Genomic DNA, 26,385 nt, shown 5'->3' on the forward strand with positions numbered 1-26,385 from the left:
GCATGCGGACCACCTCGACGCCCACCCACTGCCCGTACTGCGCCCTGCAGTGCGGGATGGCCCTGTCGCCCCTGCCCACGGGGGGCGTCGAGGTGGTCGAGCGCCCGGACTTCCCGGTGAACCGGGGCGCGCTGTGCGGCAAGGGCCGTACGGCGCCGGCGGTGCTCTCCTCCCGCGTGCGACTGACCTCGCCGTTGGTGCGTTCCGGCGACTCGCTCGTGCCGGCCACCTGGGACGAGGCGCTGGACCGGATCGCCGGGGAGCTGCGGCGGGTGCGCACGGAGTACGGCGCCGACGCGCTCGGCGTGTTCGGCGGGGGCGGGCTGACGAACGAGAAGGCGTACACGCTCGGCAAGTTCGCGCGGGTCGTACTGGGCACCTCGCAGATCGACTACAACGGCCGTTTCTGCATGTCGTCGTCGGCGGCGGGCGGGATCAAGGCGTTCGGCCTGGACCGGGGGCTGCCCTTCCCGATGGAGGACATCCCGAAGACGGGCTGTGTGATCCTCGTGGGCTCCAACCTCGCCGAGACCATGCCGCCCTCCCTGCGCTTCTTCCAGGAGCTGCGGGAGAACGGCGGCACGCTGATCGTCGTCGACCCGCGCCGCACGAAGACCGCCGAGCAGGCCGACCTGCATCTGGCGCCGAGGCCCGGGACGGACCTCGCGCTGGCGCTCGGACTGCTGCACCTGGTCGTCGCCGAGGGGCGGGTCGACGAGGAGTACGTGGCGGAGCGGACCGTCGGCTGGGAGGACGCCCGGGCCGCCGCCATGGCCCACTGGCCGGAGTACGTGGAACGGATCACGGGGGTGTCCGTTCCGCAACTCCGCGAGGCCGTACGGCTGTTCTGCGAGCCGGAGGCCGCGATGGTGCTCACCGCGCGCGGTCCCGAGCAGCAGTCCAAGGGGACCGACACCGTCGGCGCGTGGATCAACCTCTGCCTGGCGACGGGCCGGGCGGGACGCCCGCTGTCCGGCTACGGCTGTCTGACCGGACAGGGCAACGGGCAGGGCGGGCGCGAGCACGGCCAGAAGGCCGACCAGCTGCCCGGCTACCGCAAGCTGGACGACCCGGCGGCGCGCCGGCACGTGGCCGAGGTGTGGGGCGTGGACCCCGACTCGCTGCCCGGGCCGGGACGCAGTGCGTACGAGCTGCTGGACGCGCTGGGGACGGACGTCAGGTCGCTGCTGCTGATGGGGTCGAACCCGGTGGTGTCGGCGCCGCGTGCCGCCCATGTCGAGGAGCGCCTGAAGTCCCTGGACTTCCTCGCCGTGTGCGACGTCGTGCTGTCGGAGACGGCGGCCCTCGCCGACGTCGTCCTGCCGGTGACGCAGTGGGCCGAGGAGACGGGCACGACGACCAGCCTCGAGGGCCGGGTGCTGCTGCGCCGCCAGGCGCTCACCCCGCCGGACGGCGTCCGCAGCGACCTGGAGGTCCTGCACGAGCTGGCCGCCCGGCTGGGCGTGGAGAAGGGCTTCCCGACCGACCCCGAGGAGGTCTTCGAGGAGCTGCGGCGGGCCAGCGCGGGCGGGGTCGCGGACTACTCCGGGATCACCTACCGGCGGCTGGCGGAGGAGAACGGCGTGTTCTGGCCGTGCCCGGCGCCGGTGCGGGAGGAGGACGGCGAGGACGCCGCCCTGGACGCGCTCCCCGACGACCCGGCGCAGGACCCGGAGCCCGCGCGGGCGGCGCACCCGGGGACGCCCCGGCTCTTCCTCGACCGGTTCGCGACCCCGGACGGCCGGGCCCGCTTCACCCCGGTCTCGCACCGCCCGGCCGCCGAGGAACCGGACGACGAGTACCCGGTGCTCCTCACCACCGGCCGTGTGGTGGCGCAGTACCAGTCCGGCGCCCAGACCCGCCGCGTGGACGAGCTGAACGCCGCCGCGCCCGGCCCGTTCGTGGAGCTGCACCCCCGCCTCGCGGCGCGGCTCGGGGCGGCCGAGGGCGATCCCGTGGCCGTGGTGTCCCGCCGCGGACGGGCCGTCGCCCCGGCCCGCATCACCACCGGGATCCGTCCGGACACGGTCTTCATGCCGTTCCACTGGCCGGGCGAGGGCCGCGCCAACACTCTGACCAACCCGGCCCTGGACCCGACCTCACGGATGCCCGAGTTCAAGGTGTGCGCGGTGCGGGTGGAGATTGCGGAGGCCTGAGGCTTCGCTGAGCGGTCGAAGAACTGCCGGTACTCCACCGATCACCGGGTCGTCCTTTCGCCCACATGAAGGGCTGGACGATCCTCCGGACCTTTCGCCTCGCCTGCCGCGCACGCCCGTGGTGCGATGAAACAGGGGGGTCGGGAAGGAGAGAACGATGACCCCACCGGCAGGCGAGCGCAAGAGTGGCACGGGCCCGTTGTCGGTCCGCCCGCTGGGTGAGGCGGACCTGGACCGGGCCGACGAGATCTTCAGGGTCGCCTTCGGGACGTTCTTCGGGGTTCCCGAGCCGAAGACGTTCTTCGGGACCGCCGACTACGTCCGCACCCGCTGGGCGGCCGATCCCCAGGCGGCCTTCGCAGCGACGGTCGAGGGCGAAGTCGCCGGATCGAACTTCGCCGCCAACTGGGGCAGCGTCGGGTACTTCGGCCCGCTGACCGTGCGTCCGGACCTGTGGGACCAGGGCGTCGGCAGGCGCCTCATGGAGCCGGTCATGGACTGCTTCGACACCTGGGAGAACCGCCACCTGGGCCTGTTCACCTTCTCGCACAGTCCGAAGCACCTCGAGCTCTACCGCCGGTACGGTTTCTGGCCCCGATTCCTCACGGCCATCATGAAGAAGCAGGTGGCGGGCAGTGCCGCAGTCCCCGGCCGAGTGCTGTACGGCCGGCTGCCCGCCGCCGAGCAGCCCGAGGCCCTGAGCCTCTGTCGCGCACTGACCGGGGCCGTGTACGAGGGCCTGAGCCTGGAGCGCGAGATCGTGGCCACGCACGCGCAGGGGCTCGGTGACACCATCCTGCTGCAGGGCGCCGGCTCCGAGCTCGACGGCCTGGCCGTCTGCCACTGCGGAGCCGGGTCGGAGGCCGGCGAGGACGTGTGCTTCGTCAAGTTCGGAGCCGTACGGCCCGGCCTGGAGGCTGCCAACCGGTTCGAACGGCTGCTTGGCGCGTGCGAGCAGCTGGCCGCCGAACGCGGACTGGGTCAACTGGACGCCGGGACGAACCTGGGCCGCCCGGATGCCTACCGTCGAATGGTCGACCGCGGTTTCCGCACCTGGTTGCAGGGCGTGACCATGCACAGGCCCAACGAACCCGGCTACAGCCACCCCGACGCCTACGTGATCGACGACTGGCGCTGAGCCCCCGCCGCACTCGGCCCGCGTCCGGACACGGGGTCAGGTCCCGGAGGTCCAGCCCGGGAGGGTGGGCAGGAGTTCCGCCGCGACGCGCAGCAGCGTGGCGTCGTCGGGGGGTGCGGAGTCCTGGCGCCAGAGGGCCATCTCGTAGGAACCGCCGCCGTCCTCCGGGTCCCGTGCCACCACCAGGGTACGGGTGGGGCGTCCGGTGGCGCGGGCGGCGTCGCCACCGCCGGTGCCGAGGGCGAAGGCGAAGGTGCGGTCCGAGTAGAGCACCGCAGGGCGCCCGAGGAACGTCCGTTCCCGCGCGTCGCCGCCCAGCAGGCCGGCCATCCCCTTGACCGCGAAGTGGTCGTAGGACGCGGAGAGTTGAACGGAGTACGTGGTCAGCGTGACGTTCATCTCCGGTGCGGGGACGTCGGCGCCGCCCAGCGTGACCGAGTTGTCGCCGCCCCCGTACGACGTCGCCCGCTCCCCCGGCGTGCCGAGCAGCGCGGCGAGGTCCGGACGGTTCAGCACCTGGCAGAGCTGGTTCGCGGAGACGTACTCCACGCCCGCCCGCACCATCTTCGGCACGCCGGTGGGCGTCGACGTCGAGCAGGAGATCGGGCCGGCGGGTCCGGCGGCCTTCTCCTGAACCGCGTTGTTCTTCTGCTGCACCCACAGGAACCCTGCCAGCGCCCCCACCACGGCGAACGCGGCGACGACTTGGACGAAGGCGTTCGGTTCCCTCCTTCTGGGCGGGCCGGCCTCCTCGGCCCCGTCGGCTCCCTCGGCCGGTCCGGCTCCCTCGGCCGTTTCCCCCACAACCGCCCCCATTACCCCCGGTACCCCCTGGTCATCCGTGTCCCCGGCGCACGCTGGTCCGCGTGCGCCGGGGGAGCATAACGGGTGATCGGGTCACGGGAAAGCGGCTTTCCCGAGCGTCAGTTCACGTTGACCGCGCTCCAGGCCGCCGCCACCGCGTTGTACTCGGTGCTGCCGGAGCCGTAGAGGTCGCGGGCGGCGTTCAGGGTCGCCGTCCTCGCCCCCGCGTAGTTGGTGGACGACGTCATGTAGACCGTCAGCGCCCGGTACCAGATGGCGCCCAGCTTGTCCCGGCCGATCCCGGTGACGGTGGAGCCGTTGTAGGTCGGGGAGTTGTAGGTGACGCCGTTGATGGTCTTGGAGCCGCTGCCCTCCGCCAGCAGGTAGGCGAAGTGGTTGGCGACGCCCGACGAGTAGTGGACGTCGAGGTTGCCGACCGAGCTGCTCCAGTAGTCGGCCGAACTGCCGTCCTTGCTCGGCTTGTCCATGTAGCGCAGGGCGTCGCGGCCGAAGCCGGAGCGGACGATCTCCTCGCCGATGAGGTAGTCACCGGTGTCGGAGGTGTTCCCCGCGTAGAACTCCACGAGCGAGCCGAAGATGTCGGACGTGGCCTCGTTCAGGCCGCCCGACTCGCCGGAGTAGGTCAGCTTGGCGGTCTTGGAGGTCACACCGTGGGACATCTCGTGGCCGGCCACGTCCAGCCCCACCAGCGGGCCGAGCTGGGTGCCGTCGCCGTCGCCGTACGTCATGCAGAAGCAGCTGTCGTCCCAGAAGGCGTTGTTGTAGCTGTTGCCGTAGTGAACGCGGTTGTAGGAGCCCTTGCCGTCGTTGCCGATGCCGTTGCGGCCGTGGACGTTCTTGTAGTAGTCCCAGGTCACGTTGGTGCCGTACTGCGCGTCGACCGCGGCCGTGGCGCGGTCCGAGGTCGCCCCCGTCCCCCAGTGGTTGTCGGTGTCGGTGAAGACCGTCGAAGGGGCGCGGCTGATGCAGATGCCGAAGATGCACAGGTCGGTCTTGTTCGCCGCGTCCCCCGTGTAGGTGTTGCCGCGGTTCGGGTCCTTGAGCTGGTACGTGGATCCCGAGAGCGTGGTCTCCAGGGGGACCGTGCCGCCGTACAGGGACTTGCCGTCGCCCGTGGCCGTCTCGATGGCGTCCCAGGCGTCGATCTGGGCGCCGGTGCGCGCGTCGGTCAGCACCGTGCGGGCGACCGGGTTGCCGAGGGAGTCCAGGGCGACGGCGTTGGTCCGCCAGGCCAGTCTGGGGGTGCCGTGCAGGGCGTCGACGACCAGCTCGGGCTTGGCCTTGGCCTGCTTGAGGGTCTCGCCGAGGTTGGCCGCGCGCAGGGCGTTCACGGCGGCGTCGGCGGCCTTCGGGGCGGACACCTTCGGGGTGATGGTCGCGAGGGAGATCGCGCTCCGCGTCGCCCGGTTCGCGCTGCGGTAGGTGCCGTCGGGAGCCAGGTGGACCACGAAGTCGCCGCCCAGCACCGGGAGTTCACGGTACGTACGGTCGTAGCGGACGTGCTGGGTACCGTCCTTGTCGATGACGACGTCACGGACGGTCGTGTCCTGGGTGGCGGTCAGCCCCAGGCTCGCCGCGTGGTCGGCGAGCGCGGCGGCCGCGTGGTCGAGCGCGGTGGCGCGGGTGGGTCTGCCGGCCGCGTCGGCGGCCGGTGAGAGTACGGCGGCCAGCAGGGTGGCCGTGGTGACGGCGATGCCGGCGGTGGCGAGACGGGAACCTCGGACGTGCTGCCGTATCCGACTCATCAGTCTGCTCGGTCTCCTCGGGAAGGCGCCGTGGGGGCGCGTGTGGGGGTGGCGCTGAGGTCGTGCACTGATACCGCCCTGCGATTTAAGTGGGCATGACATGTCATGTCCATAGCGTCTTCGTGCCGGACCGGTGAGAGGGCGGTGAAAGGGAGAGAATCGTCCCGTGACCAGCCCGACCCGCCCGCCCCGCACCGGCCTCCCCTTCTTCGTCTACGGCACCCTCCGCCCCGGCGAGGCCAACCACCGCCGGTTCCTGCGCGGCCGCACCCTCCGCGAGGAACCGGCCCTGCTGACGGGCGCCGTGCTGTACGACGGGCCCGGCTATCCGTACGCGGTGGAGGAACCCGGCGGGATGGTCACCGGGGAGCTCGTCACCGCCCTCCCCGAGGCGTACACCCGCCTGCTGGCCGAGCTGGACCGGCTGGAGGAGTACACGCCGGGCGATCCACGCAACCTGTACGAACGGGTGGCGCGCCGGGTGACGGTCGGCGACGGCTCAGCGGACGCCTGGGTCTACGTGGCGGCGCCGGCGGTGGCGGCCCGGCTGCGCGGCCGGGGGAAGCCCGTCGAGGGCGGCGACTGGCTCGCCCGCCGCTGACCGGTCACCCGTTCACACCCCCTCCGGACGGTTTTCCGCCCCGCGCCCCCCACAGCCCGGGTGACCTGCCGAAACGGCCATCCTCCACGCTCCGCCGCCGCGCCCCCCGACACCCGTTCATCCCAGTCCTGACGCCCCCTCAGGAAGCGCGCCCGGCGCGCTGCGACTTACCTCGGAAGAGCAGGGACGCGCCCCGAGGAGCTCGAAGGAGCACAGATGCGACGTACGACCCGTCTGCTCACCGGCACCGCGCTCGCCGTCGCCGCCGCCGGGATCGCCGTTCCCGCCGGCGCGGCGCACGGCGCGGACGGCGCGGGCGGGAACCTGCGGATCCACCCCGCCGCCGTCGTGCCGGGCAGCCCGGTCACGGTCGACACCACGGCGTGCGGCAGGGGCGGTACGGCGACGGGCGACGCGGGCGCGGTGGGCGCCGGGCGCTTCACGCTGGCGCCCGGCGCCCACCGGGACGAGGCGGCCGGGGAGTTCCGGGTGCCGCCGAGCGCGCAGCCGGGAACGTACGAGATCGTCGCGCAGTGCGCGCGGGGCGGCCGGCGGATCACCGGGGACCTGGTGGTGTCGCTGGCCCCGGCGCGGCAGCCGGTGGCTCCGCGAGGAAGCGTGAAGACGGGGGTCGGCGGCGCACTCGGCCCCGACCCCGTGCAGACCGCGGCCGGTGTGGCGGCTCTCGCCGTCGCCGCCGCGGGCGGTACCTGGCTCCTGCATCGCCGGGCGAGAGGCGACGGGATCTGACGGACACCCTCCGCTGTCCGTCCGCCGGTACCGCATGTCCCCTCCCCCTCCGGGTCCGACGCCCCTCGCGGCCCGGAGGGGGGTACGGGGCGCCGTGAGGGAGAGGGGTTGAGATGCGCAGGGTCGGCAACACCGTCATAGCGGCCGTCACCGCGACCGCCCTGTGCGCGGGCGCGTGGCTGCTGCACAGCGGCGCCGAGACGCACCCCCCGCCGCAGCCGTCCGCCGCCCAGGCGCGCTCCGGGGGCCGGGACAGCGGCACGGACGGCGGTGCGGCCATACGGTCCGCCCCGGCCATGCCCCCCTCCCCTCCCGTCCGGATCCGCATCCCCTCCCTCCGCGTCGACGCCCCGCTGACCGGCCTCTCCCTGACCCCCGCCGGCGGCCTCACCGTGCCGCCCGCCGACCGGAAGAACCTCGCCGGCTGGTACGAGGCCGGCACCACCCCGGGCGAGCGGGGCACCGCGATCGTCGCCGGTCACGTCGACAACGCCGAGGGCCCCGCCGTCTTCTACGGCCTCGGCTCGCTGCGCAAGCACGGCACCGTCGAGGTGGACCGCCGGGACGGCACCGTCGCCGTCTTCACCGTCGACGCGGTCGAGGTCTACGACGCCCGCCGCTTCCCCGACGACAAGGTCTACGGCGCCGCCACCCGCCCCGAGCTGAGGGTCATCACCTGCGGCGGCACCTACTCCGAGGCGACCGGTTACCAGGGGAACGTGGTCGTGTTCGCGCATCTGACGGGGAGCAGGTGAGGCGCACGCCGCCGGACCGGCCTAGGCCACCCACTGCTCCCAGGCAAGGTTCCCCACCAGGGCGAACACCACCGTCAGCAGCACCACCCGCACGAACCCGCTGCCCTTCTTCAGGGCCGTACGGGCGCCGAGGGTGCCGCCCGCCAGATTGAACACGGCCATCAGGGCGGCCAGTTGCCACAGGACGGTGCCCTGCCAGGCGAAGGCGGCGAGGGCTCCGGCGTTGGTGCAGCAGTTGACGATCTTGGCGGTGGCCGAGGCCGTGACCAGGTCGAGGTGGAGGACGGCGGTGAGGGCGAGGACGAGGAAGGTGCCCGTGCCGGGCCCGATCAGGCCGTCGTAGAAGCCGATGCCGAGGCCCGCCGGCGCGATGGCCGTGAGGATCTGACGGCGGGTCGCGGGGCCGGGCGCGGGAGCGGTGCCGAAGGCGGGGCGCAGGATGACGAACGCGGCCACCGCGAGCAGCACGACCATGATCAGCGGCTTGAGGACGTCCGTGCTCATCCCGGCCGCGAAGAACGCCCCGGCCGAGGAGCCCGCGAGCGCCGCGAGACCGATCCGGACGGCGGTGCGCACGTCGACCGGTGCCTTGCGGGCGTAGGTCACCGCCGCCCCCGAGGTGCCGACGATGGCCACCGCCTTGTTCGTGCCGAGCGCGTACGCGGCCGGGGTGCCGGCCGGCAGCCCGAGGAGCAGCACCGGCAGGAGCAGCAGCCCGCCGCCGCCCACCACCGCGTCGATCCACCCGGCCGCGAGGGCGGCGAGACAGAGGAGGGCGATCACGGCGAGGGGGATGTCGGGCATGGCCAGGACCCTACGGCCCCGATGTGTGCACAGGCCACGCACCTGAGGATCTTCTGAGGTCCGGCCCCGGGACCACCTCGCACACCCCGGCCACCCGCCCGGGACCACCTCACGCACCACCGGACCGCCCGCCCCGGGACCACCTCGCACACCCCGGCCACCCCAGCACGGACCGGCCTCGGACACACCCCCCCCGGGACGCCCGCCCCAGCACCACCTCGGACACCCCGGCGACCCGCCCCTGCAATCACCGGACACCCCCGGCCACCCCAGCACGAACCGGCCTCGAACACCCCCCGGGGCGCCCGCCCCAGCGCCACCTCGGACACCCCGGCCGCCCACCCCTGCAATCACCGGACACCCCCGGCCACCCCAGCACGAACCGGCCTCGGACACCCCCCGGGGCGCCCGCCCAGCGCCACCTCGGACAGCCGGCCGCCCGCCCCTGGGATCACCGCGGACACCCCGGTCACCCGCCCCGGGGCACCTCACGCACCCCCGGGCCGCCCGCCCCGGGGCACCTCACACACCCCCTCCCACCGGCCCCGGGAACCCTCACACCCCCGCCCGGCCCCCGCTGAGGGCAGCGTTCCTCGCGGGAAACAACCGTGATGCGGCCGGGTAACCTCCGCACCGCACGCTCGATGACATGACCTCGAATTCGCGTGTGGTGGTGATCGGCGCCGGCCTCGCGGGCGTACGTCTCGCCCGCCGGCTCGGTGAGCTGGGCATGCCCGCGCTGCTCGTCGGCGAGGAGGAGCACCGCCCGTACAACCGGGTCCTGCTCGCCGAGGTGCTGGCCGGCCGGTACGCCCCCGAGGTGATCGCGCTGCCCTCGCCCGCCGGGCTGGTCCGGGCCCGCGTCACCGGCATCGACCGCGACCGGCGGACCGTGGCCTGTGCGGACGGCTCGGAGATCGCATACGACACGCTGGTCCTGGCGACCGGCTCCAACCCGGTGCTGCCGCCCCTGCGCGGGCTGTTCACCCCCGACCACGTGCTGCCCGAGGGCGTCCACGCGTTCCGCACCATGGACGACTGCCTGGGCCTGTCGAAGGCCGTCCGGCCGGGTGTGCGGGCCGTGGTCATCGGCGGCGGGCTCCTCGGGGTCTCCGCGGCGCGCGCCCTCGCCGTGCGCGGCGCGCAGGTCGTCCTCGCCCAGCAGTCCGAGCGGCTCATGGAGCGCCAGCTCGACCCGAGCGCCTCCAAGCTGGTGCTGCGGCACCTGAAGGACCTGGGCGTCGAGGTCCACACCGAGTGCCGCGTCCGCGACGTGCGCTGCGTCGGCGGGGCCGTCCGCTCGGTGGAGATGTCCGACGGCTACGCCCTCGACGCCGACCTGGTGGTGCTGGCCTGCGGGGTCTCCCCGCGCGCCGGTCTCGCCAAGGAGGCGGGCCTCGCCGTGCACAAGGGCATCCTGGTCGACGACGAACTCCGTACGTCCGACCCGCACATCCGCGCCATCGGCGACTGCGCCCAGCACGACGGCAACGTCTACGGACTGGCCGCACCGGCGCTCGAACAGGCCGACGTGCTCGCCGAGTCGCTCGCCGGTGCCCCGGACGCCCGCTACGGCGGCACCCGCGCCCTCACCCGTCTCACCCTCTCCGGGAACAGCGTCTTCGACCTCGCCGCGTTCGGCGAGACCGAGCCGCGCCCCGGCGACGACGTCGTGCAGCTCGCCGACGCCACCCGCGGGACCTACCGCAAGGTCGTCGTCCGCGACGACCGCCTGGTCGGCGGGGTCCTCGTCGGCGAACTCGGCACCGTCGGCGCGCTCGCCCGCGCCTGGGAGGGAGCAGAGCCGCTCCCGTCCGACGGCGGCCCCCTGCTCCACCTGCTCACCAACGATGGAGGCTCCTCATGACCGCCACCCTGGGGGCCACCCCCACGATCGTGCTCGTCGGCCACGGCATGGTCGGCCAGCGCTTCCTCGAAGCGCTCGGCGAGCGCGGCCTGACCGCCACGCACCGCGTGGTCGTGCTGTGCGAGGAGCCGCGTCCCGCGTACGACCGCGTCGCGCTCACCTCGTACTTCTCCGGCAAGACGCCCGAGGACCTCTCCATGACCGACATGGAGTTCATCGCCACCCACGGCATCGAGCTGTACGTCGGCGACCCGGCGGAGTCGATCGACCGCGAGGCGAAGAAGGTCACGGCCCGCTCCGGCCAGGTCTTCGAGTACGACACCCTCGTCCTCGCCACCGGCTCGTACCCCTTCGTGCCGCCGGTCCCCCACAAGGACGCCGAGGGCTGCTTCGTCTACCGCACGATCGAGGACCTCCTCGCGATCGAGGAGTACGCGAAGACGAAGGCGACGACCGGTGCGGTGGTCGGCGGCGGTCTGCTCGGACTGGAGGCGGCCGGCGCCCTGAAGGGCCTCGGACTCACCTCCCACATCGTGGAGTTCGCGCCCCGGCTGATGCCCGTCCAGGTCGACGAGGGCGGCGGCGCCGCGCTGCTGCGCACCATCGAGGACATGGGCCTGAGCGTGCACACCGGTGTGGGCACCCAGGAGATCGTCGTCGGCGAGGACGGCGCGGTCACCGGCATGAAGCTGTCCGACGGCTCCGAACTCGCCACCGACATGGTGGTGTTCAGCGCCGGTGTCCGTCCCCGCGACCAGCTCGCCCGCGACTGCGGTCTGACGGTCGGCGAGCGCGGCGGCATCTCGGTCGACGAGCAGTGCCGTACCGTCTCCGACCCGCACGTCTTCGCGATCGGCGAGTGCGCGCTGGCGGCGGACGGCCGGGTGTACGGCCTGGTGGCCCCGGGGTACGAGCAGGCGGAGACGGCCGCCGCGACCATCGCCGCCGACGAGGCGTCCTTCACCGGCGCCGACCTGTCCACCAAGCTGAAGCTGCTCGGCGTGGACGTGGCGTCCTTCGGCGACGCGCACGGCGCGACCGAGGACTGCCTGGACGTCGTCTACTCCGACTCCCGCGCGGGTCTGTACAAGAAGCTCGTCATCGGCCGCGACGGCACGCTGCTCGGCGGCATCCTGGTCGGCGACGCGGAGGCGTACGGCACGCTGCGCGCCCTGACCGGTTCGGTCCCGCCGGTCTCGCCCGAGTCGCTGGTCCTGCCCGCCGGTTCCGGGGGCGGCGCCCAGCTCGGCCCGTCCGCGCTGCCGGACGAGGCGATCATCTGCTCCTGCCACAACGTCAGCAAGGGCACGATCCGCGGCGCGGTCACCGAGCACCAGTGCACCACCGTGCCCGAGGTGAAGAAGTGCACCAAGGCCGGCACGGGCTGCGGTTCCTGCGTGAAGGTCCTCGGCCAGCTGGTCACCGCCGAGCTGGAGGCGAGCGGCGTCGAGGTCGACAAGGGCCTGTGCGGCTGCTTCGCGCAGACCCGCGAGGAGCTGTACGAGATCGTCCTCGCGCTGCGCATCAACACCTACCAGGACCTCCTCGACCGTTACGGCCGCGAGGACGCCCGGGGCGGCGACGGCTGCGAGATCTGCAAGCCGGCGATCGGCTCGATCATCGCCTCCCTCGCCCCGACGATCGGTGCGAGCGGCTACGTCCTGGACGGCGAGCAGGCGGCCCTGCAGGACAGCAACGACCACTTCCTCGCCAACCTCCAGAAGAACGGCTCGTACTCGGTCGTCCCGCGCATCCCCGGCGGTGAGATCACCCCGGAGGGCCTGATCGTGATCGGCGAGATCGCCCGTGACTTCGGCCTCTACACGAAGATCACCGGCGGTCAGCGGATCGACATGTTCGGCGCGCGCGTCGAGCAGCTCCCGCTGATCTGGGCCCGGTTGGTGGACGCCGGCTTCGAGTCGGGCCACGCGTACGGCAAGGCGCTGCGCACGGTGAAGTCCTGCGTGGGCCAGACCTGGTGCCGCTACGGCGTCCAGGACTCCGTCCGGATGGCGATCGACCTGGAGCTGCGCTACCGGGGTCTGCGCTCGCCGCACAAGCTCAAGTCGGCGGTGTCGGGCTGCGCCCGTGAGTGCGCGGAGGCCCAGTCGAAGGACTTCGGCGTGATCGCCACCTCCAACGGCTGGAACCTGTACGTCGGCGGCAACGGCGGCGCCACCCCGCGCCACGCGGACCTGCTCGCCCAGGACCTGTCGGACGCCGAACTGATCCGTCTGATCGACCGCTTCCTGATGTTCTACATCCGCACCGCCGACCGCCTGGAGCGCACCTCCACCTGGCTGGAGCGGATCCCCGGCGGCCTGGACCACGTGCGCGACGTGGTCGTGGAGGACTCCCTCGGCATCTGCGAGGAGCTGGAGTCCCTGATGGCGGACCACGTGGCGCACTACGCCGACGAGTGGGCCACCACCATCAACGACCCGGAGAAGCTGGCCCGGTTCGTGTCCTTCGTCAACGCGCCGGACACCCCCGACCCGGTCGTCGGCTTCGTCCCCGAGCGCGACCAGATCAAGCCCGACCTGCCGCTGCTGACCATCGGCCACCGTCCCCTGGAAGGGAGCGCCCAGCGATGACCCTGGCACCCGAAACCACCGACCTGAAGATCCAACTCCAGCTGGAGGAGGGCTGGTTCACGGTCTGCGACCTGAACCAGCTGCTGCCCGGCCGCGGTGTGGCCGCGCTGCTGCCCGACGGCCGCCAGGTCGCCCTGTTCCGTGACCGCGCCGGCGAGCTGTACGCCGTCGACAACCGTGACCCGTTCGGCGGGGCGGCGGTCCTCTCCCGCGGCCTGACCGGCACCCACCAGGGCCGCCCGTTCGTCGCCTCCCCCCTGCTCAAGCAGCGCTTCGACCTGGCGAGCGGGCAGTGCCTGGACGACGAGACGGTGCGCATCACGACGTACGAGGTACGGGCGGCGGCCTGAGAACCCACGGTGGCCCGGGTCAGCGTCGACCCGGGTCACCGTCGGCCCTGGTCACCGTCGGCCCGGCGCCGCCGTCTGCAGCGGTCGCGCCGGCCGCTGGGAGGGCGCCGCGGTGCCGGCCCGGCCCGGCACCGCCGCGAGCCGGATCACGGCGTCGAGACCGCCGAGCGGCGCCGGCCGCAGAACCGCCTCTCCGCCGCTCGCGTGGGCGAGGCGCTGCACCAGGGCCAGGCCCAGACCCGTGCCGCCCTTGGGGGCGCCCGGGGCGCGCCAGAAACGGTCGAAGGCGCGCCGGCGCTGTTCCTCGGTCATGCCGGGGCCCTCGTCCATGACGTGCAGCTCGACCCAGGCCGGGCCCGCCGCACGGTGCGCCTGGCGGTGTGGGAAGCGCCGTTCGTGGGGCGCGTGACGGCGCGGGTCGATCGAGACCGTGGAGCCCGGCGGCGACACCCGCAGGGCGTTGGAGAGCAGGTTGTCGAGGATCTGCTCGACCGCCCCGGGCAGGGCCAGCACCTCCCCCGTGCAGTCGCCGGCCAGCGCGAGCCAGACGCCGTGCTGCTCGTACAGCGCGCTCCAGGCGCTGTGGCGTTCCGCGCACACCCGCGCCAGATCGACCGGCTCCCGCTCGGCGGCGCTCTCGTCGAGCCGGGCCATCGCCAGCAGCGCCTCGACCATCCGGGCCAGCCGGTCGGTCTCGGTCAGCGCCGCGGTGAGCGAGCCGCGCGCGTTCAGGGCGATGTCGTTCTCCAGGTTCTCCAGCCGCAGCCGCAGCGCCGCGAGCGGGGTCTTCAGCTGGTGCGAGGCCTCGCCGGCGAACGCCCGCTGGGAGGCCAGCAGGTGTTCCAGGCGGGCGGCGGTGCGGTTGAAGGTGGCGGCCAGGCTGCGCACCTCCGGCGGCCCCTTGGTGATCGCCACCGGCACGGCGGTGCCGCCGACCGCCAACTCGTTGGTGGCGTGCTCCAGTTCGCGGATGGGGCGGCCGGTCCAGCGCGCGATGCCGAACCCGATGACGGCCACCGCGGTCAGCGCGGCCAGCCCGCCGAGGCCCAGCAGCAGCCAGACGTGATGGACCCGGTCGGCCACCGTCCTGGTCGGCACGGTGATCCGCACCGCCCCCTGCTCCTCGGCGCCGTGCCGCACCGGGGTGGCCACCGCGAGGTACTCCACCCCGCCGATGGTGGAGGTGCGCACGTCCGCCGTGGCGGTGCCGCGCAGCGCGGCGGCGATCCCCGGCCAGGAGGCCAGGCGGGACTCCTCGGCCGCGCCGAGCGGATGCGAGGAGGCCAGCAGGGCGCCGCTCCGGTCGACGATCAGCACCTTGCCGCCGATGCGCTCGGCGCAGTGCGCGGCACGCTCGGGCAGGTCCTGCGCGGCCCGGCCCGCCGAGACGGACAGCGAGGCGAACGCCGACACCGACTCCGCCTCGTCCGTCGCCGCGTTGATCACCCGCTCCCGCTCGGCCCGCGAGTAGACGAAGCCGAGCGGGATCTCCAGACAGAGCAGGAGCAGGGCGGCGAGCGTGAGGTAGCTGAGCAGCAGCCGACGGGTCATCAGTAGGCCGCCGACGGGTGGGGGGTGGGGAGGGGGCGGGTGAACGGGGTGTCGTAGGGGGGTGGTTCGTACGGGGGCGGGTCGTACGCGGGCGCGTCGTAGGTGGCCGGGCTGTAGGGGGGTGGGTCATAGGGGGGCTGACTGTAGGTGGGGCGGTCGTGGCTGGGGCTGTCGTCCCTGGGCTGGTCGTCCCGGGGCTGGTCATGGGTGGGCTGGTCGTACGGGGCCTGGTCGTACCTGTGGTCGCGGGTGGGCCGGCCGTAGGAGGGCCGGTCGGGCTGGGGGGCAGTCGGAGGCCGGGTGTGGACCGCCAGCCGGAAGCCGACCCCGCGCAGCGTCTGGATCCACGCCGGGTTGCCCAACTTCCGCCGCAGGGTGGCGACATGCACGTCCAGCGTCTTGGTCGGACCCTCGTAGTGCGGATCCCAGACCCGGTCGAGGATCTGCTGTCGTGAGTACACGGCCCCCGGGTCCTCGGTGAGCAGCGCGAGCAGCCCGAACTCCTTGGGCGTCAGCGTCACCGCCTCCTCCCCCACCCACACCTGCCGGGTCCGGCGGTCGACGACCAGCGGGCCGACGGCACCCTCGACGGCTTCGAAGGGCGGGGAGGCGAGCGGGCTCGGGGGCGAGACCGGTGGCGGAGGGGAGGCCGCGGGCGGAGGGGAGACCGGTGGCGGAGGCGGGGGTGCGGGCTCGAAGGCGGCGGACGGGGCGGTGGCGGCGTGGGGGGTGGCGGCGCCGTAGGGGGCCGCGAGGGGCTCTCCGCCGAACGGTTCCGCCGCGGCTCCCGTGAACTCCCGTTCTCCCAGCCCACGGTGGGTCCGCCGGGTCACCGCCCGCACCCGCGCGACCAGCTCCCGCATGCTGAACGGTTTGGCCAGGTAGTCGTCGGCCCCCAGTTCCAGGCCCAGCACCCGGTCGGCCTCCTCGCCCCGCGCGCTGAGGATGATGATGGGGACGTCGGAGGTCTGCCGGATGCCGCGGCAGACGTCGATGCCGTCCACGTCGGGCAACCCCAGGTCGAGCAGCACGACATCGCCGTACGGGCCTCTCAACCCCTCGCTCCCCGTGCTGACGTGATGCACCGTCAGCCCGAAGTGCCCGAGACCCTCGACGAGCGGTTCGGCGATCGTCTGGTCGTCCTCGATGAGCAGGACTCGTACGCCCATGCGTTCCCGTCTCTCCCATGAACCGAATTCGCGTGTTCCGTGGACACGCCACGCTACAAGAGCGACCGATAAAACTTCGTATCGATCCGAAGAATGTGAGCAGCAGCTCAGTCCGAGACGACACCCGACAAAAACTGTCCCATTCTTGTCGGCGGTTTAGTGTTCCTCTAACCTTCGCCTGGCAAAGGCTCCTCTACGGTGATGAGGAACTGGTCGTACCCCCATGACGACCAGCTCTGACCTGGGATGAAAGCACCGGGAGGAAACGTGAAAGCACTGCTGGACCGCGCCCGCTCGTTCCAACGGCGGGTCGACTTCGAAAGCGGCGAATACCGGCGGCTGGCCGAGGGGCAATACCCCGAGGCATTGTTCATCACCTGTTCCGACTCACGGGTGATTCCAGCCCTGATAACCGGCGCGCGGCCCGGTGAGATGTTCGAGCTGCGAAACGCCGGGAACATTGTTCCGCCGCATGGCGGACAGGGGGCCTCGGGCGAGGCCGCCACCATCGAGTACGCGCTGGAGGTGCTCGGCGTTCAGGACATCGTGGTGTGCGGCCACTCCCACTGCGGGGCGATGGGCGCGCTCAAGTCCGGTGACGACCTGTCCGCCCTGCCCGGTGTGGACGCCTGGCTGCAACTGGCCCGCCCGAGGCTGGCATCCGCGCTGGACGGCCCGGCCGAGGATCCGCGGCTGCGGGAGGTCGCCCAGCTGAACGTCGTCAACCAGCTCGCTCTGCTGCGGAGTTACCCTTCCGCACGGCGGCGTCTCGACGCGGGGACCCTGCGGCTGCACGGCTGGTACTACGAGGTGGACACCGGCCGGGTGCACGAGCTGGACGAGGACGGTCTGTTCCGGGTGCACGCCGCATGAGCGGCGCACACGCCACCCGGACCCGCGGCGCGAGGGCCCGCGACCCGAAGGCCCGCCCGGCCCGGGACGGGGCGAGGGACCCGGCCCGGAGCACGGGCGGGGACCCGGGCGGGGGCGCCGGCCCACGCCGGGACGCGGGGCCGGGCGGGGACGCCGGCCCGCGCCGGGACGTGGGAACGGGCAAGGACGCCGGCCCGGGCGGGGACGCGGGGACGGGCGGGGACTCCGTGACGACCCGGAAGGGTCCGAAGGCCGACCTGGCGACCGAGATCACCGCGTCCCTCGTCGTCTTCCTGGTCGCGCTCCCCCTGTGCATCGGTGTGGCCGTGGCCTCCGGTGTCCCCGCCGAGCTGGGCATCATCTCGGGTGTCATCGGCGGTCTCGTGGTCGGCGCGGCGCGCGGCAGCACGCTCCAGGTGAGCGGCCCGGCCGCCGGTCTCGCCGCGCTGGTCGCGGAGACCGTGCTGGAGCACGGCGTGGCCATGCTCGGTGTGATCGTGCTCTTCTCGGGCCTGCTGCAGATCGTCCTCGGCCTGGTCAAGCTGGGCCGGTTCTTCCAGGCGATCTCGCTGGCCGTCGTCCAGGGCATGCTCGCCGGCATCGGTCTGCCGCTGATGTTCAGCCAGGCGTACCCGGCGATGGACGCGAAGGCACCCGGCACCCCGATCGAGAACATGGCCGGCGTCCCCGGCCTGCTCGCCGACACGCTCACCGACCCGCAGGCCCTGATCGCGGCCGCCCTCGGTGCCGTCACGGTCGTGCTGAGCTTCCTGTGGAAGAAGGCGCCCGGACCCGTCAGGAAGGTCCCGGCGGCCCTGGTCGCCGTCGGCATCGGCATCGCGGTCGCCGCGATCCCGGGCGTCGAGATCAAGACGCTGCAGGTGGGCAATCTACTGGCCTCGGTCGACGTGCCCGGCCCGGAACAGTTCGCGGGCCTGGCCCACGCGGGGATCATCACGGCCGTCCTGACCTTCACGGTGATCGCCTCCGCCGAGTCCCTGTTCACGGCGGCCGCGGTGGACCGTATGCACGACGGTCCGCGCACCCGCTACAACCCCGAGCTGATCGCCCAGGGCGCCGGCAACACGGTCGCGGGCCTGCTGGGCGCGCTGCCCATCACGGCGGTGGTGGCCCGCAGTTCGGCGAACGTGCAGGCGGGCGCGAAGACCCGGCTCTCCCGCACCCTGCACGGCCTCTGGCTGCTCGCCTTCGCGCTCCTCCTCCCCCAGGTGCTGGCCCTGATCCCGATCTCGGTCCTCGCCGGCGTGCTGATCCACAGTGGCTGGAAGCTGTTCGCGCCCGAGGAGTTCCCGAAGATGTGGCGGCAGGACCGCGGCGAGTTCGCGGTCATGACGCTCACCACACTGGTCATCGTGGCGACCGCGCTCCTGGAGGGCGTCCTGTTCGGCCTCGCGGCGGGCATCGTGCTGGCGGCGGTCCGCATGTCGCAGACGGTGATCAGGCAGCACATCGAGGACGACACCGCGAAGGTGGTCATGGCGGGGAACGCGACCTTCCTGCGGCTGCCGCAGGTCATCGAGGCACTGGAGGCCGCCGCCGGGGCCGGCCGGCCCCGGATCCGGCTGGACCTCACCGGCGTGACCCACCTCGACCACGCCTGCCGCAGCCAGGTGGAGGAGTTCACGGCCCAGCAGCGCGGCAAGGGCCTGCGGGTGGAACTGCTGATGCCGGGTCCCGCGAAGCGGCACGACACCGGCGAGGACGGCTCCCCGCGGTCGGCGGCCGACCGGTCTGCGCGGCCCGGCTCCGAACGGCCTTCGCAGACCGCCGCCACGTGGCCGTCGGGGGCCGATGCCGAGTGGCCGTCGGGGACCGATGCCGAGTGGCCGTCGGGGACCGATGCCGAGTGGTTCTCGCGGCCCGGAGGGGAAGGGGGCTCGCGGCCCGGAGACGAAGGGTCCTCGCGGCGCGGCGCCGGCCGGCACGCGCGGCCCGCTCCCCTGCCTCGCCGGAGGACGGCCGCCGCACCCGCCGCACCCGCCGCCCCTGGGCCCTCCCCCGTCGCCCCCGGCCCCACCGCGGAGTGGTTCTACCTGGACACCACTCCCATGCCGGAGGACTTCGCCCAGCGGTACGCGGAGGAATACGCGCCGGGTCACGCCCAGCGGTAGCCGCCGCCCCGGGACATCGACGAGGCGGCGGCGAGGGGGCGGCGGGCCCGTGTCCCGTGCGTGAGCGGGCCCGTGCGTGAGCGGGCCCGTGCGTGAGCGGGCCCGTGCGTGAGCGGGCCCGTCCGGTGGCGGACCCCTCCGATGGCGGACCCCTCCGATGTCCGGACCCCTCCGAGGCGGACCCGCCTGATGCCGGGCCCGCCGGGTTCGTCAGCGGTCCGGCGGCGGGTAGAGCCATCGCCGCAGCAGGTGGCTCAGCCGTGGCATCACCAGGTACGTCAGCGTCGGCAGCAGCACCACCGGGAACACGGCGGCCCGCAGCGGCAGGGGCCAGGCGCCCGTGGCCGGCGCCACCAGCCACTGGATCAGCAGCGTGAACGGATACGCGCCGAGGAACGTGGTGAGCACCATCTTCCAGCGGGGCGGCGGCTGCACGGTGGTGCCGGGCAGGCTGAACCAGGTCTCCATCCCCGAGGTCGACTGCCGCTCGCTGCCGATCTCCGTGGCGACGTCCGCGATCCGCTCGTGCCATGCCGCCCGCTCACCCGACTCCAGCCAGGCGGCGAGCCGCTGGGGGTCGGACCAGCGCAGCACCGCGTGGAAGCGGTGGCCCTGCTCGGGGCGCAGCCAGGAGACGCCCTCGTTGCCCGGGAACCGTCTGGCACAGCGGGTGATCCCACGCGTCCAGTCCTCGAACTCCTGCTCGCGGCCGGGGCGGACCTCCCAGGTGAGGACCGTGGTGATGGGATCGCCCCGCCGAACGTGCGTGGTGCTCATGCTCATCACGGGTGCCACGTACCGCGCGGATCATGCCCGGTTCGCGCCGCCGGACGAACCGGTGCGCAAAGCGGTCATACGGCCTTGAGGGCGTCGTAGGACACGCCCGTCAGCTCCTCCGAGGCGTCCCAGAGCCGGCCCGCCACCGCGTCGTCGGTGGTCCAGGGCGCCCGCCACGACGGTGCGGGTGCCCCGCGCCACATCGCGAGGGACGGCCCGGTGAACGAGTCCGGCCGGACTCCGGGCGCGGTAGCCGCGTACAGCACGGGCAGCGCGCCGGCCGCGGCGGGCTGGGCGACGACGCGGTTGCCGAGTTCCATCAGCCGCTCGGCGGCCCGCCGCCCCTCCGCACGCGGTCCGGCGGTCTGGAGGTTGGTCGCCGCGTACCCCGGGTGGGCGGCCGCCGCCACGACATCGGCTCCGGCGGCCTCCAGCCGTCGCGCGAGTTCGTGCGTGAACAGCAGGTTGGCGGTCTTGGACCGGCCGTATGCGAGCCAACGCCGATACCGGCGTTCGGAGTTGAGATCGCGGGCGTCGATGTTGCCGACCAGGTGCATCATGCTGGAGACGGTGACGACCCGGGCTCCGGACGGCGCGGCGAGCAGCGCGGGCAGCAGCAGCCCGGTGAGCGCGAAGTGCCCGAGGTGGTTCACCCCGAACTGCGTCTCGAAGCCGTCGGCGGTGGTGCCGTACGGCAGCGCCATCACGCCCGCGTTGTTGACGAGAAGGTCGAGGGGACCGTGGTACGACGTCGCGAACTCCCGCACGGAGGAGAGGTCTCCGAGATCGAGCCGCGCCAAGTCCACGTCGGCGCCCGGTACTTCACCCACGAGCCGCTCGACGGCGGCGGCACCCCGCGCCTCGCTCCGGCAGGCGAGCACCACGCGCGCCCCCTTCCGGGCGAGCTCTCTGGCGACGACGTACCCGAGCCCGCTGTTGGCGCCGGTGACGACGGCGGACCGGCCGCCCTGATCGGGAATGTCGCGCACGCTCCAGCCGGCCATGACCGACCCCCTCCGCTGCTCTGTCTCCGGAAAGCCTACGGCGCTCCCGGTCACGCACCCCGCATCTTCCCGTTACGACGTGTCCACGACACAGCTACCCTGCGCGGTTAGCGTCCTCCCCGCACGACCCCGGCGCCGTCCGGTACCGGGCCCGGTTCACGACACCCCTGGGAGTGAGCGTGGAACGTCGTACCTTCCTGCGTGCGGCCGCGGTCGGCGGCTCCTCCGCCGTACTCGGCGGAACCCTCTGGCGCGGCGCCGCCTACGCCGCGCCCGCCCAGCCCGGCACGGGCCCCTACGGAGCGCTCGGCTCCCCCGACGCCAACGGCATCCGCCTCCCCGCCGGCTTCACCAGCCGGGTGATCGCCCGCTCCGGCCAGAGGGTCTCCGGAACGTCGTACACCTGGCACAACGCCCCCGACGGCGGCGCCTGTTACGCGGACGGCACGGGCTGGATCTACGTCTCCAACTCGGAGATCAACCCGTCGGGCGGCGCGAGCGCGGTGAAGTTCTCCTCGACGGGCGCGGTCACCGGCGCCTACCGCATCCTGTCCTCGACCCGCCAGAACTGCGCGGGTGGCAGGACCCCGTGGAACACCTGGCTGTCCTGCGAGGAGGTGGACCGCGGCTACGTCTACGAGACGGATTCCTGGGGGGTCCAGTCCGCGATCCGCCGTGACGCGATGGGCCGTTTCAAGCACGAGGCGGCGGCCGCCGACCCGGTCCGCAAGGTGATCTACCTGACGGAGGACGAGACGAACGGCTGCTTCTACCGCTTCCGGCCGACGAGTTGGGGCGACCTGTCCTCGGGCACCCTGGAGGTCATGGTGGCGGGCACCGGCACCTCCGGCCCGGTGTCCTGGTCCCCCGTCCCCGACCCGACCGGCGCCACCGCCACCCGGACCCAGGTCTCCGGCGCCAAGCACTTCAACGGCGGCGAGGGCTGCCACTACGCGGACGACACCTGCTGGTTCACGACCAAGGGCGACAACCGCGTCTGGCAGTACGACGCGGCGGCCCAGACGATCGAACTGGCCTACGACGACTCACTGGTGACGAGCGGCACAGCCCCTCTGACAGGCGTCGACAACGTCACGGGCTCGGCGTCCGGCGACCTGTTCGTCGCGGAGGACGGCGGCACCATGGAGATCTGCCTGATCACCCCGGACGACGTCGTCGCCCCCTTCCTCCGTGTCGACGGTCAGTCCTCCTCGGAGATCACGGGTCCGGCCTTCTCCCCGGACGGCACCCGTCTGTACTTCTCCAGCCAGCGGGGTACGAGCGGCAGCTCGTCCGGCGGAATCACGTACGAGGTGAGGGGCCCGTTCCGCGCCTAGCACGCCCCGACCGGGCGGGCGACGCCCGGCACCGGCCGCGAACCGATGCCGGCGCCGGTGCCGGGCGCCGGGTGCCCGGCGCCGGGTGCCGGGCGCCGGGTGCCGCACACGGGCGGACGGCCCCGGGGCGTCAGCGGATCCGGCGGACGACGGTGAACCCGTCCCACCCCTTGGCACCCACCGTCTGCAACGCGGTCGCCTCCAGCCGCGCATCCCGCGCGATGTCCGCGAGCACGGCTCGCACGCCCTGAACGCGCTCGTCGGAGCTGCCGGCGTCGACGACGACACCGTTGCGCACGACGTTGTCGATGACGATCACGCTCCCGGGCCGGGTCAGCGCGAGGGAGGCCTTCAGGTATTCGGGGTTGCTCGGCTTGTCGGCGTCGATGAACACGAAGTCGTACGGTTCCACGCCGTCCTCGACCATCCGCCACGCCGACTCCGCCGCGGGCCCCACGACGACGTCGACCCGCCCGGCGACACCGGCCCGCTCCAGGTTCCGCCGGGCGATGTCCGCGTTCCGCTCCTCCAACTCCAGCGAGGTGACCCGCCCGCCCTCCCCCACGGCCCGCGCCAGCCACACCGTGCTGTACCCCACCAGCGTCCCGAACTCCAACACCCGCCGCGCCCCGGCCATCCCGCACAGCAGCGCCAGCAACTTCCCCTGATTGGGCGCGACTTCCGCCTGCGGCATCGTGCTCAGCCGCCCGGACTCACGAGCCTCGATCAGCGCCTGGTCCTCAGCGACGAGCGTCTCCACGAAGTACGCATCGACAACCCGCCAGACCCCCTCGGACGCATACACCGCAGCATCCCCCTCCTCACGCCGACCCCACTCCCGCCCACCACCCTAAACCTCAAGATCGCCCACCATCGGGCGTTCCCCGACACCGACCACCATGGAACGGGGCGACACCCCCGACGGGCGCCGCCCCTGCCTTCTCCCACACCCGAGGATCAGTCCCGTCTGATCAACTCCGGATCGATCCGCCGCCCGATCAACGGCAGGGACCCGAGGGCGGCGACCACCACGGCCCCGAGGGCACAAGCCAGCAGCAACGGCACGCCGGCTCCGTCCCAGAAGACCGCGCCCCCGCCGGTGACGAGATAGCTGGACTCGGCCGCCTTCCCGGCGACCACCGCCCATGCCAGGCCGACGGCCAGGGGCAGGACGACCTGTGTCACCTGCACGGCTCGCAGCGTACGGGGCCGCGCGCCGAGCAGGGACAAGGCAGTGACCTGCGGCCGGCGTTCGACAGCACGGTCGGTCGCGGCCACCAAATAGGCGGCTACGCCGATGATCAGGCCGAGGACCATTCCCATGGCGAGGATCGTCTTGACCACGGCGATCTGCTGGAGGGCGGTGACGACCACACCGGGCGTTTCGACCTTGGCGGTCGGATCGACTCCGCCGACGCCGTCGAGGACCGAGCGGACGGTGGCGGGCTGGGAGCTGCTGAGGAGGACGAGCGTGGCACCCTCAGGGCGAAATCCCGCAGGGAGAGATGAAGGAGGGAGGAGCACCGCGCCGCTGCTGGCAACAGGAACGGCCGCGCTGTCGTGATAGCGGATCGCCTTCTCAGGAACCAGTACCTCGACAACCCTGCGATGCTTGCCTTCGTCGTAGAGGTGGAGCGGGTAGACCTTTCCAGGCCTACTGGGCTCGTCGTACGTCTGCTGCGGGTCGACCAACCGCGTGGGACGCCCCTCTACGCACCCCTTCGTCATGGGCGAAACTCCACGCAACTGAGCGCAGGTGGCGATCAGAACACTGATGGCGTCCTGCACCTCATCAACGGTGGAGTCCGTCCACGAACGGGCTTCGACCACGTGTCCCTGGATACCCGGCACGTTCTCGAAGGCCCTCTGTTTCCTGTCGGAGACACCGTCGAGCGGCAAGTCATACGTCTGGACCGGTGAGGTGTTCTTGGAGACCTGATCCAGTTCGATGAGCACTCCTTGCACGAGCGAGGCTGCGTAGACCAGCAGCACCAGACCGGTGGCAACCCGCAGGGCCCCACCCGAATCCACCTCATTGCGTCGCATGGCCAGACCGAGGGGCAGGGATCGGCTGGTGTGTGCCAGGGTTCGAGCCAGGCTTCGGGAGAGGATCGGAAGCGACATCACAAGCCCGAGGCCGATCAAGACAACGGCGAGCGGCATCAGGATCGATGAAACCGAGGTGTCGCGTGGTGCATGCCCCGTCGCCCCAGCGACGCAATACCCGGCGGCGATGCCCAGTCCTGGCAGGAGGGGAAGCAGCCCCCACTTCGGGGGTGCCTTCTCCACCGCACTGCGCCGCACTGCCAAGGGGTTCGCCGCGGCCTTCTTGGCCCCGACCGCTCCTGCGAACCACGCGAGGGCGGGACAACCGATCAAGCAGAAAAGGGCGGTGGACAGAGAGAGCGAACCATCAGTCGGATACCATCGAAATCCGGGCAGACCGATGTGGGAGATGAGCCGGTTGGTCACCGCGTAGATGCCCAGGCCGATCACTGTCCCCAGCAGCGCCGCAGCGACCGTCTCGGCCGCGTTGACACGCTGAACACCTTTTTTGCTCAACCCGACAAGCCGCAAGGCAGCCAGTCGGCGGCCCCGTGCGGCAGCCGACAGCCGCGCGCACACGGACAGATACACGGCCAGCGGAAGCAGTACGACGCCCGCAAGGGTGAACCTCACGATGTCCAGCGTCGAAGGTTCTACCGTTTCGTCCTGTGTGTACGACCACCCGTACGAGGTCACGGGCTCGCCATTCTTCAACTGGTCACGGCGGACCCCGATGTATGCGTACAACTCGTCCGGGTGAGCCAGCCCTTGCGCGCCAATAATTCCCCGTTCCCGGCCGGGCAGAAGCTGGGCCAGGCCAGGCTCCTTCTTGAGCTCCTCGTGCAGCCGGGGCGACAAGAACATTTCGCCGGGAGCAGGCAGGGCGCTCAGACCCGGCGGAGGATGGATGGCGGCAGCACCCGGCGCATGGAATACGCGCGTCATGGGCCGGGAGCCGTAAGGGTCTGTGAGTTCGAGCTCGCGAGGCGCCCGGTCGGCTCCGACACAAACCCGGCGATCGCTGCGGGGACAGTCCGCCTCACGTGCCGCCTTACGTCCGTCCTGCGCAGCCAAGATCCCGGGAATGGCGAGCACCATGGCGAGGCAGCACACGCCAACGGCACAGCCCGCGGCCATGAGGAGGAACCGCACGCGGTTGCCGCGACCACTGCCCAACAACAGCCGGAGTCCCAGCAGGAGTTCCCTCATGTCGCCTCCCGCGCCAGGGCCGAAAGAACGCCATCGCACATGGTGTACTGGCTGTCGGCCCGAGAGGCCACCTGGGCGTCGTGTGTAACGAGCAGCACGGCCGTACCCTGGGACCGCGCCAGGGACAGGAACTCCTCCAGTACGGCCGTGGCGTTGGCGCTGTCGAGCGATCCCGTCGGCTCGTCGGCGAACACCACAGCGGGCTGATGCACCAACGCCCTTGCAACCGCTACGCGTTGGCTCTGCCCCCCGGACACCTGCGAAGGTCGTCGCTGTCGCAGGTCGGCCAAGCCCAGCCGGCTCAAAACCTTGCCGGCCGCGGTGAGCGCCTCCGCCTTGCGTTGGCCGGCCAGGCGCAGCGGCAAGGCCGTGTTTTCCTCCACGGTCAGCTCAGGCAGCAGTTCACCGTACTGGAAGACGAACCCGAATCGCTCACGACGCAGGGCGCTGAGTTCCTCGTCGTCAAGTTCACCGAGGACGCGCCCCTCGAAACGGACTTCTCCGCGCGCCACGGGCAGGACCCCGGCCAGGCAGTACAGCAACGAGGATTTACCGGAGCCGCTCTGTCCTGTGATCGCCGCGACTTCGCCACGGCGCAGGCTGATGTCCGCCTTCCTGACGGCGGGCGTCTCACCGTAGAAGAGGTCGACATCCTTGGCGGACAAGACTTCTGACGTATTGATGATGGTTCCCCAATGACGA

Annotated in this window: 20 protein-coding genes and 1 pseudogene; 11 read left to right on the forward strand and 10 right to left on the reverse strand. The window is 72.4% G+C overall.

Going from position 1 to position 26,385, the window contains the following annotated elements; translation table 11 throughout:
• The first annotated feature begins 2 nt into the window (after window positions 1–2).
• Together ACFY30_RS14720 and ACFY30_RS14725 are read left to right on the forward strand one after the other, a co-directional pair.
• Window positions 3–2,156 carry a molybdopterin oxidoreductase family protein gene (locus ACFY30_RS14720; protein WP_390845564.1) on the forward strand — a complete coding sequence of 718 codons (2,154 nt, stop codon included), beginning with the start codon at window positions 3–5 and terminating at the stop codon, window positions 2,154–2,156.
• A 157-nt stretch (window positions 2,157–2,313) separates the two neighbouring features.
• On the forward strand, window positions 2,314–3,294 hold the full coding sequence (locus tag ACFY30_RS14725) for a GNAT family N-acetyltransferase (protein WP_390845565.1): 981 nt from the start codon (window positions 2,314–2,316) through the stop codon (window positions 3,292–3,294).
• Window positions 3,295–3,330: 36 nt separating this feature from the next.
• Here the strand turns inward: ACFY30_RS14725 and ACFY30_RS14730 are convergent, their stop codons facing one another.
• Both ACFY30_RS14730 and ACFY30_RS14735 read right to left on the reverse strand, forming a co-directional pair.
• A complete protein-coding gene (locus ACFY30_RS14730) occupies window positions 3,331–4,098 on the reverse strand; it encodes a DUF6215 domain-containing protein (RefSeq protein ID WP_390845566.1) in 768 nt (255 codons plus the stop codon).
• Between the two features lie 119 nt (window positions 4,099–4,217).
• The gene (locus ACFY30_RS14735) at window positions 4,218–5,864 is read right to left on the reverse strand and encodes a M4 family metallopeptidase (RefSeq protein ID WP_390845567.1); all 1,647 of its coding nucleotides are present in this window, start codon (window positions 5,862–5,864) and stop codon (window positions 4,218–4,220) included.
• Window positions 5,865–6,030: 166 nt separating this feature from the next.
• Here ACFY30_RS14735 and ACFY30_RS14740 point away from each other — a divergent pair, with 166 nt between their 5' ends.
• The 3 genes from ACFY30_RS14740 (at window position 6,031) to ACFY30_RS14750 (ending at window position 7,970) form a co-directional block, all read left to right on the forward strand.
• Window positions 6,031–6,465: a gamma-glutamylcyclotransferase family protein gene (locus ACFY30_RS14740; protein ID WP_390845568.1), complete on the forward strand. Its 435-nt coding sequence runs from the start codon at window positions 6,031–6,033 to the stop codon at window positions 6,463–6,465.
• A gap of 216 nt (window positions 6,466–6,681) precedes the next feature.
• Window positions 6,682–7,215, forward strand: a complete 534-nt coding sequence (locus ACFY30_RS14745; protein WP_390845569.1) for a hypothetical protein — start codon at window positions 6,682–6,684, stop codon at window positions 7,213–7,215.
• Between the two features lie 113 nt (window positions 7,216–7,328).
• Window positions 7,329–7,970: a class F sortase gene (locus ACFY30_RS14750; RefSeq protein ID WP_390845570.1), complete on the forward strand. Its 642-nt coding sequence runs from the start codon at window positions 7,329–7,331 to the stop codon at window positions 7,968–7,970.
• Window positions 7,971–7,991: 21 nt separating this feature from the next.
• On the opposite strand, the gene ACFY30_RS14755 is transcribed toward ACFY30_RS14750, so the two are convergent.
• Window positions 7,992–8,774, reverse strand: a complete 783-nt coding sequence (locus ACFY30_RS14755; RefSeq protein WP_390845571.1) for a sulfite exporter TauE/SafE family protein — start codon at window positions 8,772–8,774, stop codon at window positions 7,992–7,994.
• Between the two features lie 649 nt (window positions 8,775–9,423).
• Here ACFY30_RS14755 and ACFY30_RS14760 point away from each other — a divergent pair.
• The 3 genes from ACFY30_RS14760 to nirD are packed head-to-tail and all read left to right on the forward strand — an operon-like array spanning window position 9,424 to window position 13,585.
• On the forward strand, window positions 9,424–10,641 hold the full coding sequence (locus ACFY30_RS14760; protein ID WP_390845572.1) for an NAD(P)/FAD-dependent oxidoreductase: 1,218 nt from the start codon (window positions 9,424–9,426) through the stop codon (window positions 10,639–10,641).
• Entirely contained in the window at window positions 10,638–13,235 is a 2,598-nt protein-coding gene (gene nirB / locus ACFY30_RS14765) for a nitrite reductase large subunit NirB (protein ID WP_390845573.1), read from the forward strand. The genes ACFY30_RS14760 and nirB overlap by 4 nt, the downstream gene beginning before the upstream one ends.
• On the forward strand, window positions 13,232–13,585 hold the full coding sequence (nirD, locus tag ACFY30_RS14770) for a nitrite reductase small subunit NirD (RefSeq protein WP_390845574.1): 354 nt from the start codon (window positions 13,232–13,234) through the stop codon (window positions 13,583–13,585). The genes nirB and nirD overlap by 4 nt, the downstream gene beginning before the upstream one ends.
• Window positions 13,586–13,636: 51 nt before the next feature.
• Here nirD and ACFY30_RS14775 read toward each other — a convergent pair whose 3' ends face one another.
• Window positions 13,637–15,136, reverse strand: a complete 1,500-nt coding sequence (locus ACFY30_RS14775; protein WP_390845575.1) for an ATP-binding protein — start codon at window positions 15,134–15,136, stop codon at window positions 13,637–13,639.
• 275 nt (window positions 15,137–15,411) lie between these two features.
• Window positions 15,412–16,305 (reverse strand): annotated as a pseudogene (locus ACFY30_RS14780) (response regulator transcription factor); the annotation flags it as partial.
• 267 nt (window positions 16,306–16,572) lie between these two features.
• Here ACFY30_RS14780 and ACFY30_RS14785 point away from each other — a divergent pair.
• Complete coding sequence (locus ACFY30_RS14785) at window positions 16,573–17,178, forward strand: carbonic anhydrase (protein WP_390845576.1); 606 nt, start codon at window positions 16,573–16,575, stop codon at window positions 17,176–17,178.
• The gene (locus ACFY30_RS14790) at window positions 17,175–19,310 is read left to right on the forward strand and encodes a SulP family inorganic anion transporter (protein ID WP_390845577.1); all 2,136 of its coding nucleotides are present in this window, start codon (window positions 17,175–17,177) and stop codon (window positions 19,308–19,310) included. The genes ACFY30_RS14785 and ACFY30_RS14790 overlap by 4 nt, the downstream gene beginning before the upstream one ends.
• Window positions 19,311–19,520: 210 nt before the next feature.
• Here the strand turns inward: ACFY30_RS14790 and ACFY30_RS14795 are convergent, their stop codons facing one another.
• Window positions 19,521–20,087: an antibiotic biosynthesis monooxygenase gene (locus ACFY30_RS14795; protein WP_390845578.1), complete on the reverse strand. Its 567-nt coding sequence runs from the start codon at window positions 20,085–20,087 to the stop codon at window positions 19,521–19,523.
• A 74-nt stretch (window positions 20,088–20,161) separates the two neighbouring features.
• Window positions 20,162–21,091 carry an oxidoreductase gene (locus ACFY30_RS14800; protein ID WP_390845579.1) on the reverse strand — a complete coding sequence of 310 codons (930 nt, stop codon included), beginning with the start codon at window positions 21,089–21,091 and terminating at the stop codon, window positions 20,162–20,164.
• Between the two features lie 179 nt (window positions 21,092–21,270).
• Between ACFY30_RS14800 and ACFY30_RS14805 the strand changes: the two genes are divergently transcribed.
• Window positions 21,271–22,428, forward strand: a complete 1,158-nt coding sequence (locus ACFY30_RS14805) for an alkaline phosphatase PhoX (protein ID WP_390845580.1) — start codon at window positions 21,271–21,273, stop codon at window positions 22,426–22,428.
• Between the two features lie 130 nt (window positions 22,429–22,558).
• Here the strand turns inward: ACFY30_RS14805 and ACFY30_RS14810 are convergent, their stop codons facing one another.
• The 3 genes from ACFY30_RS14810 to ACFY30_RS14820 all read right to left on the reverse strand — a co-directional run bounded on the left by ACFY30_RS14810 (window position 22,559) and on the right by ACFY30_RS14820 (window position 26,348).
• Window positions 22,559–23,233 (reverse strand): O-methyltransferase, encoded by a 675-nt coding sequence (locus ACFY30_RS14810; RefSeq protein ID WP_390845581.1) that lies wholly within the window; start codon window positions 23,231–23,233, stop codon window positions 22,559–22,561.
• Between the two features lie 152 nt (window positions 23,234–23,385).
• Entirely contained in the window at window positions 23,386–25,683 is a 2,298-nt protein-coding gene (locus ACFY30_RS14815; protein ID WP_390845582.1) for an FtsX-like permease family protein, read from the reverse strand.
• Complete coding sequence (locus ACFY30_RS14820) at window positions 25,680–26,348, reverse strand: ABC transporter ATP-binding protein (protein ID WP_390845583.1); 669 nt, start codon at window positions 26,346–26,348, stop codon at window positions 25,680–25,682. The genes ACFY30_RS14815 and ACFY30_RS14820 overlap by 4 nt, the downstream gene beginning before the upstream one ends.
• Window positions 26,349–26,385: the final 37 nt, after the last annotated feature.

Source organism: Streptomyces sp. NPDC000345 (assembly GCF_042898825.1).
GTDB lineage: Bacteria > Actinomycetota > Actinomycetes > Streptomycetales > Streptomycetaceae > Streptomyces.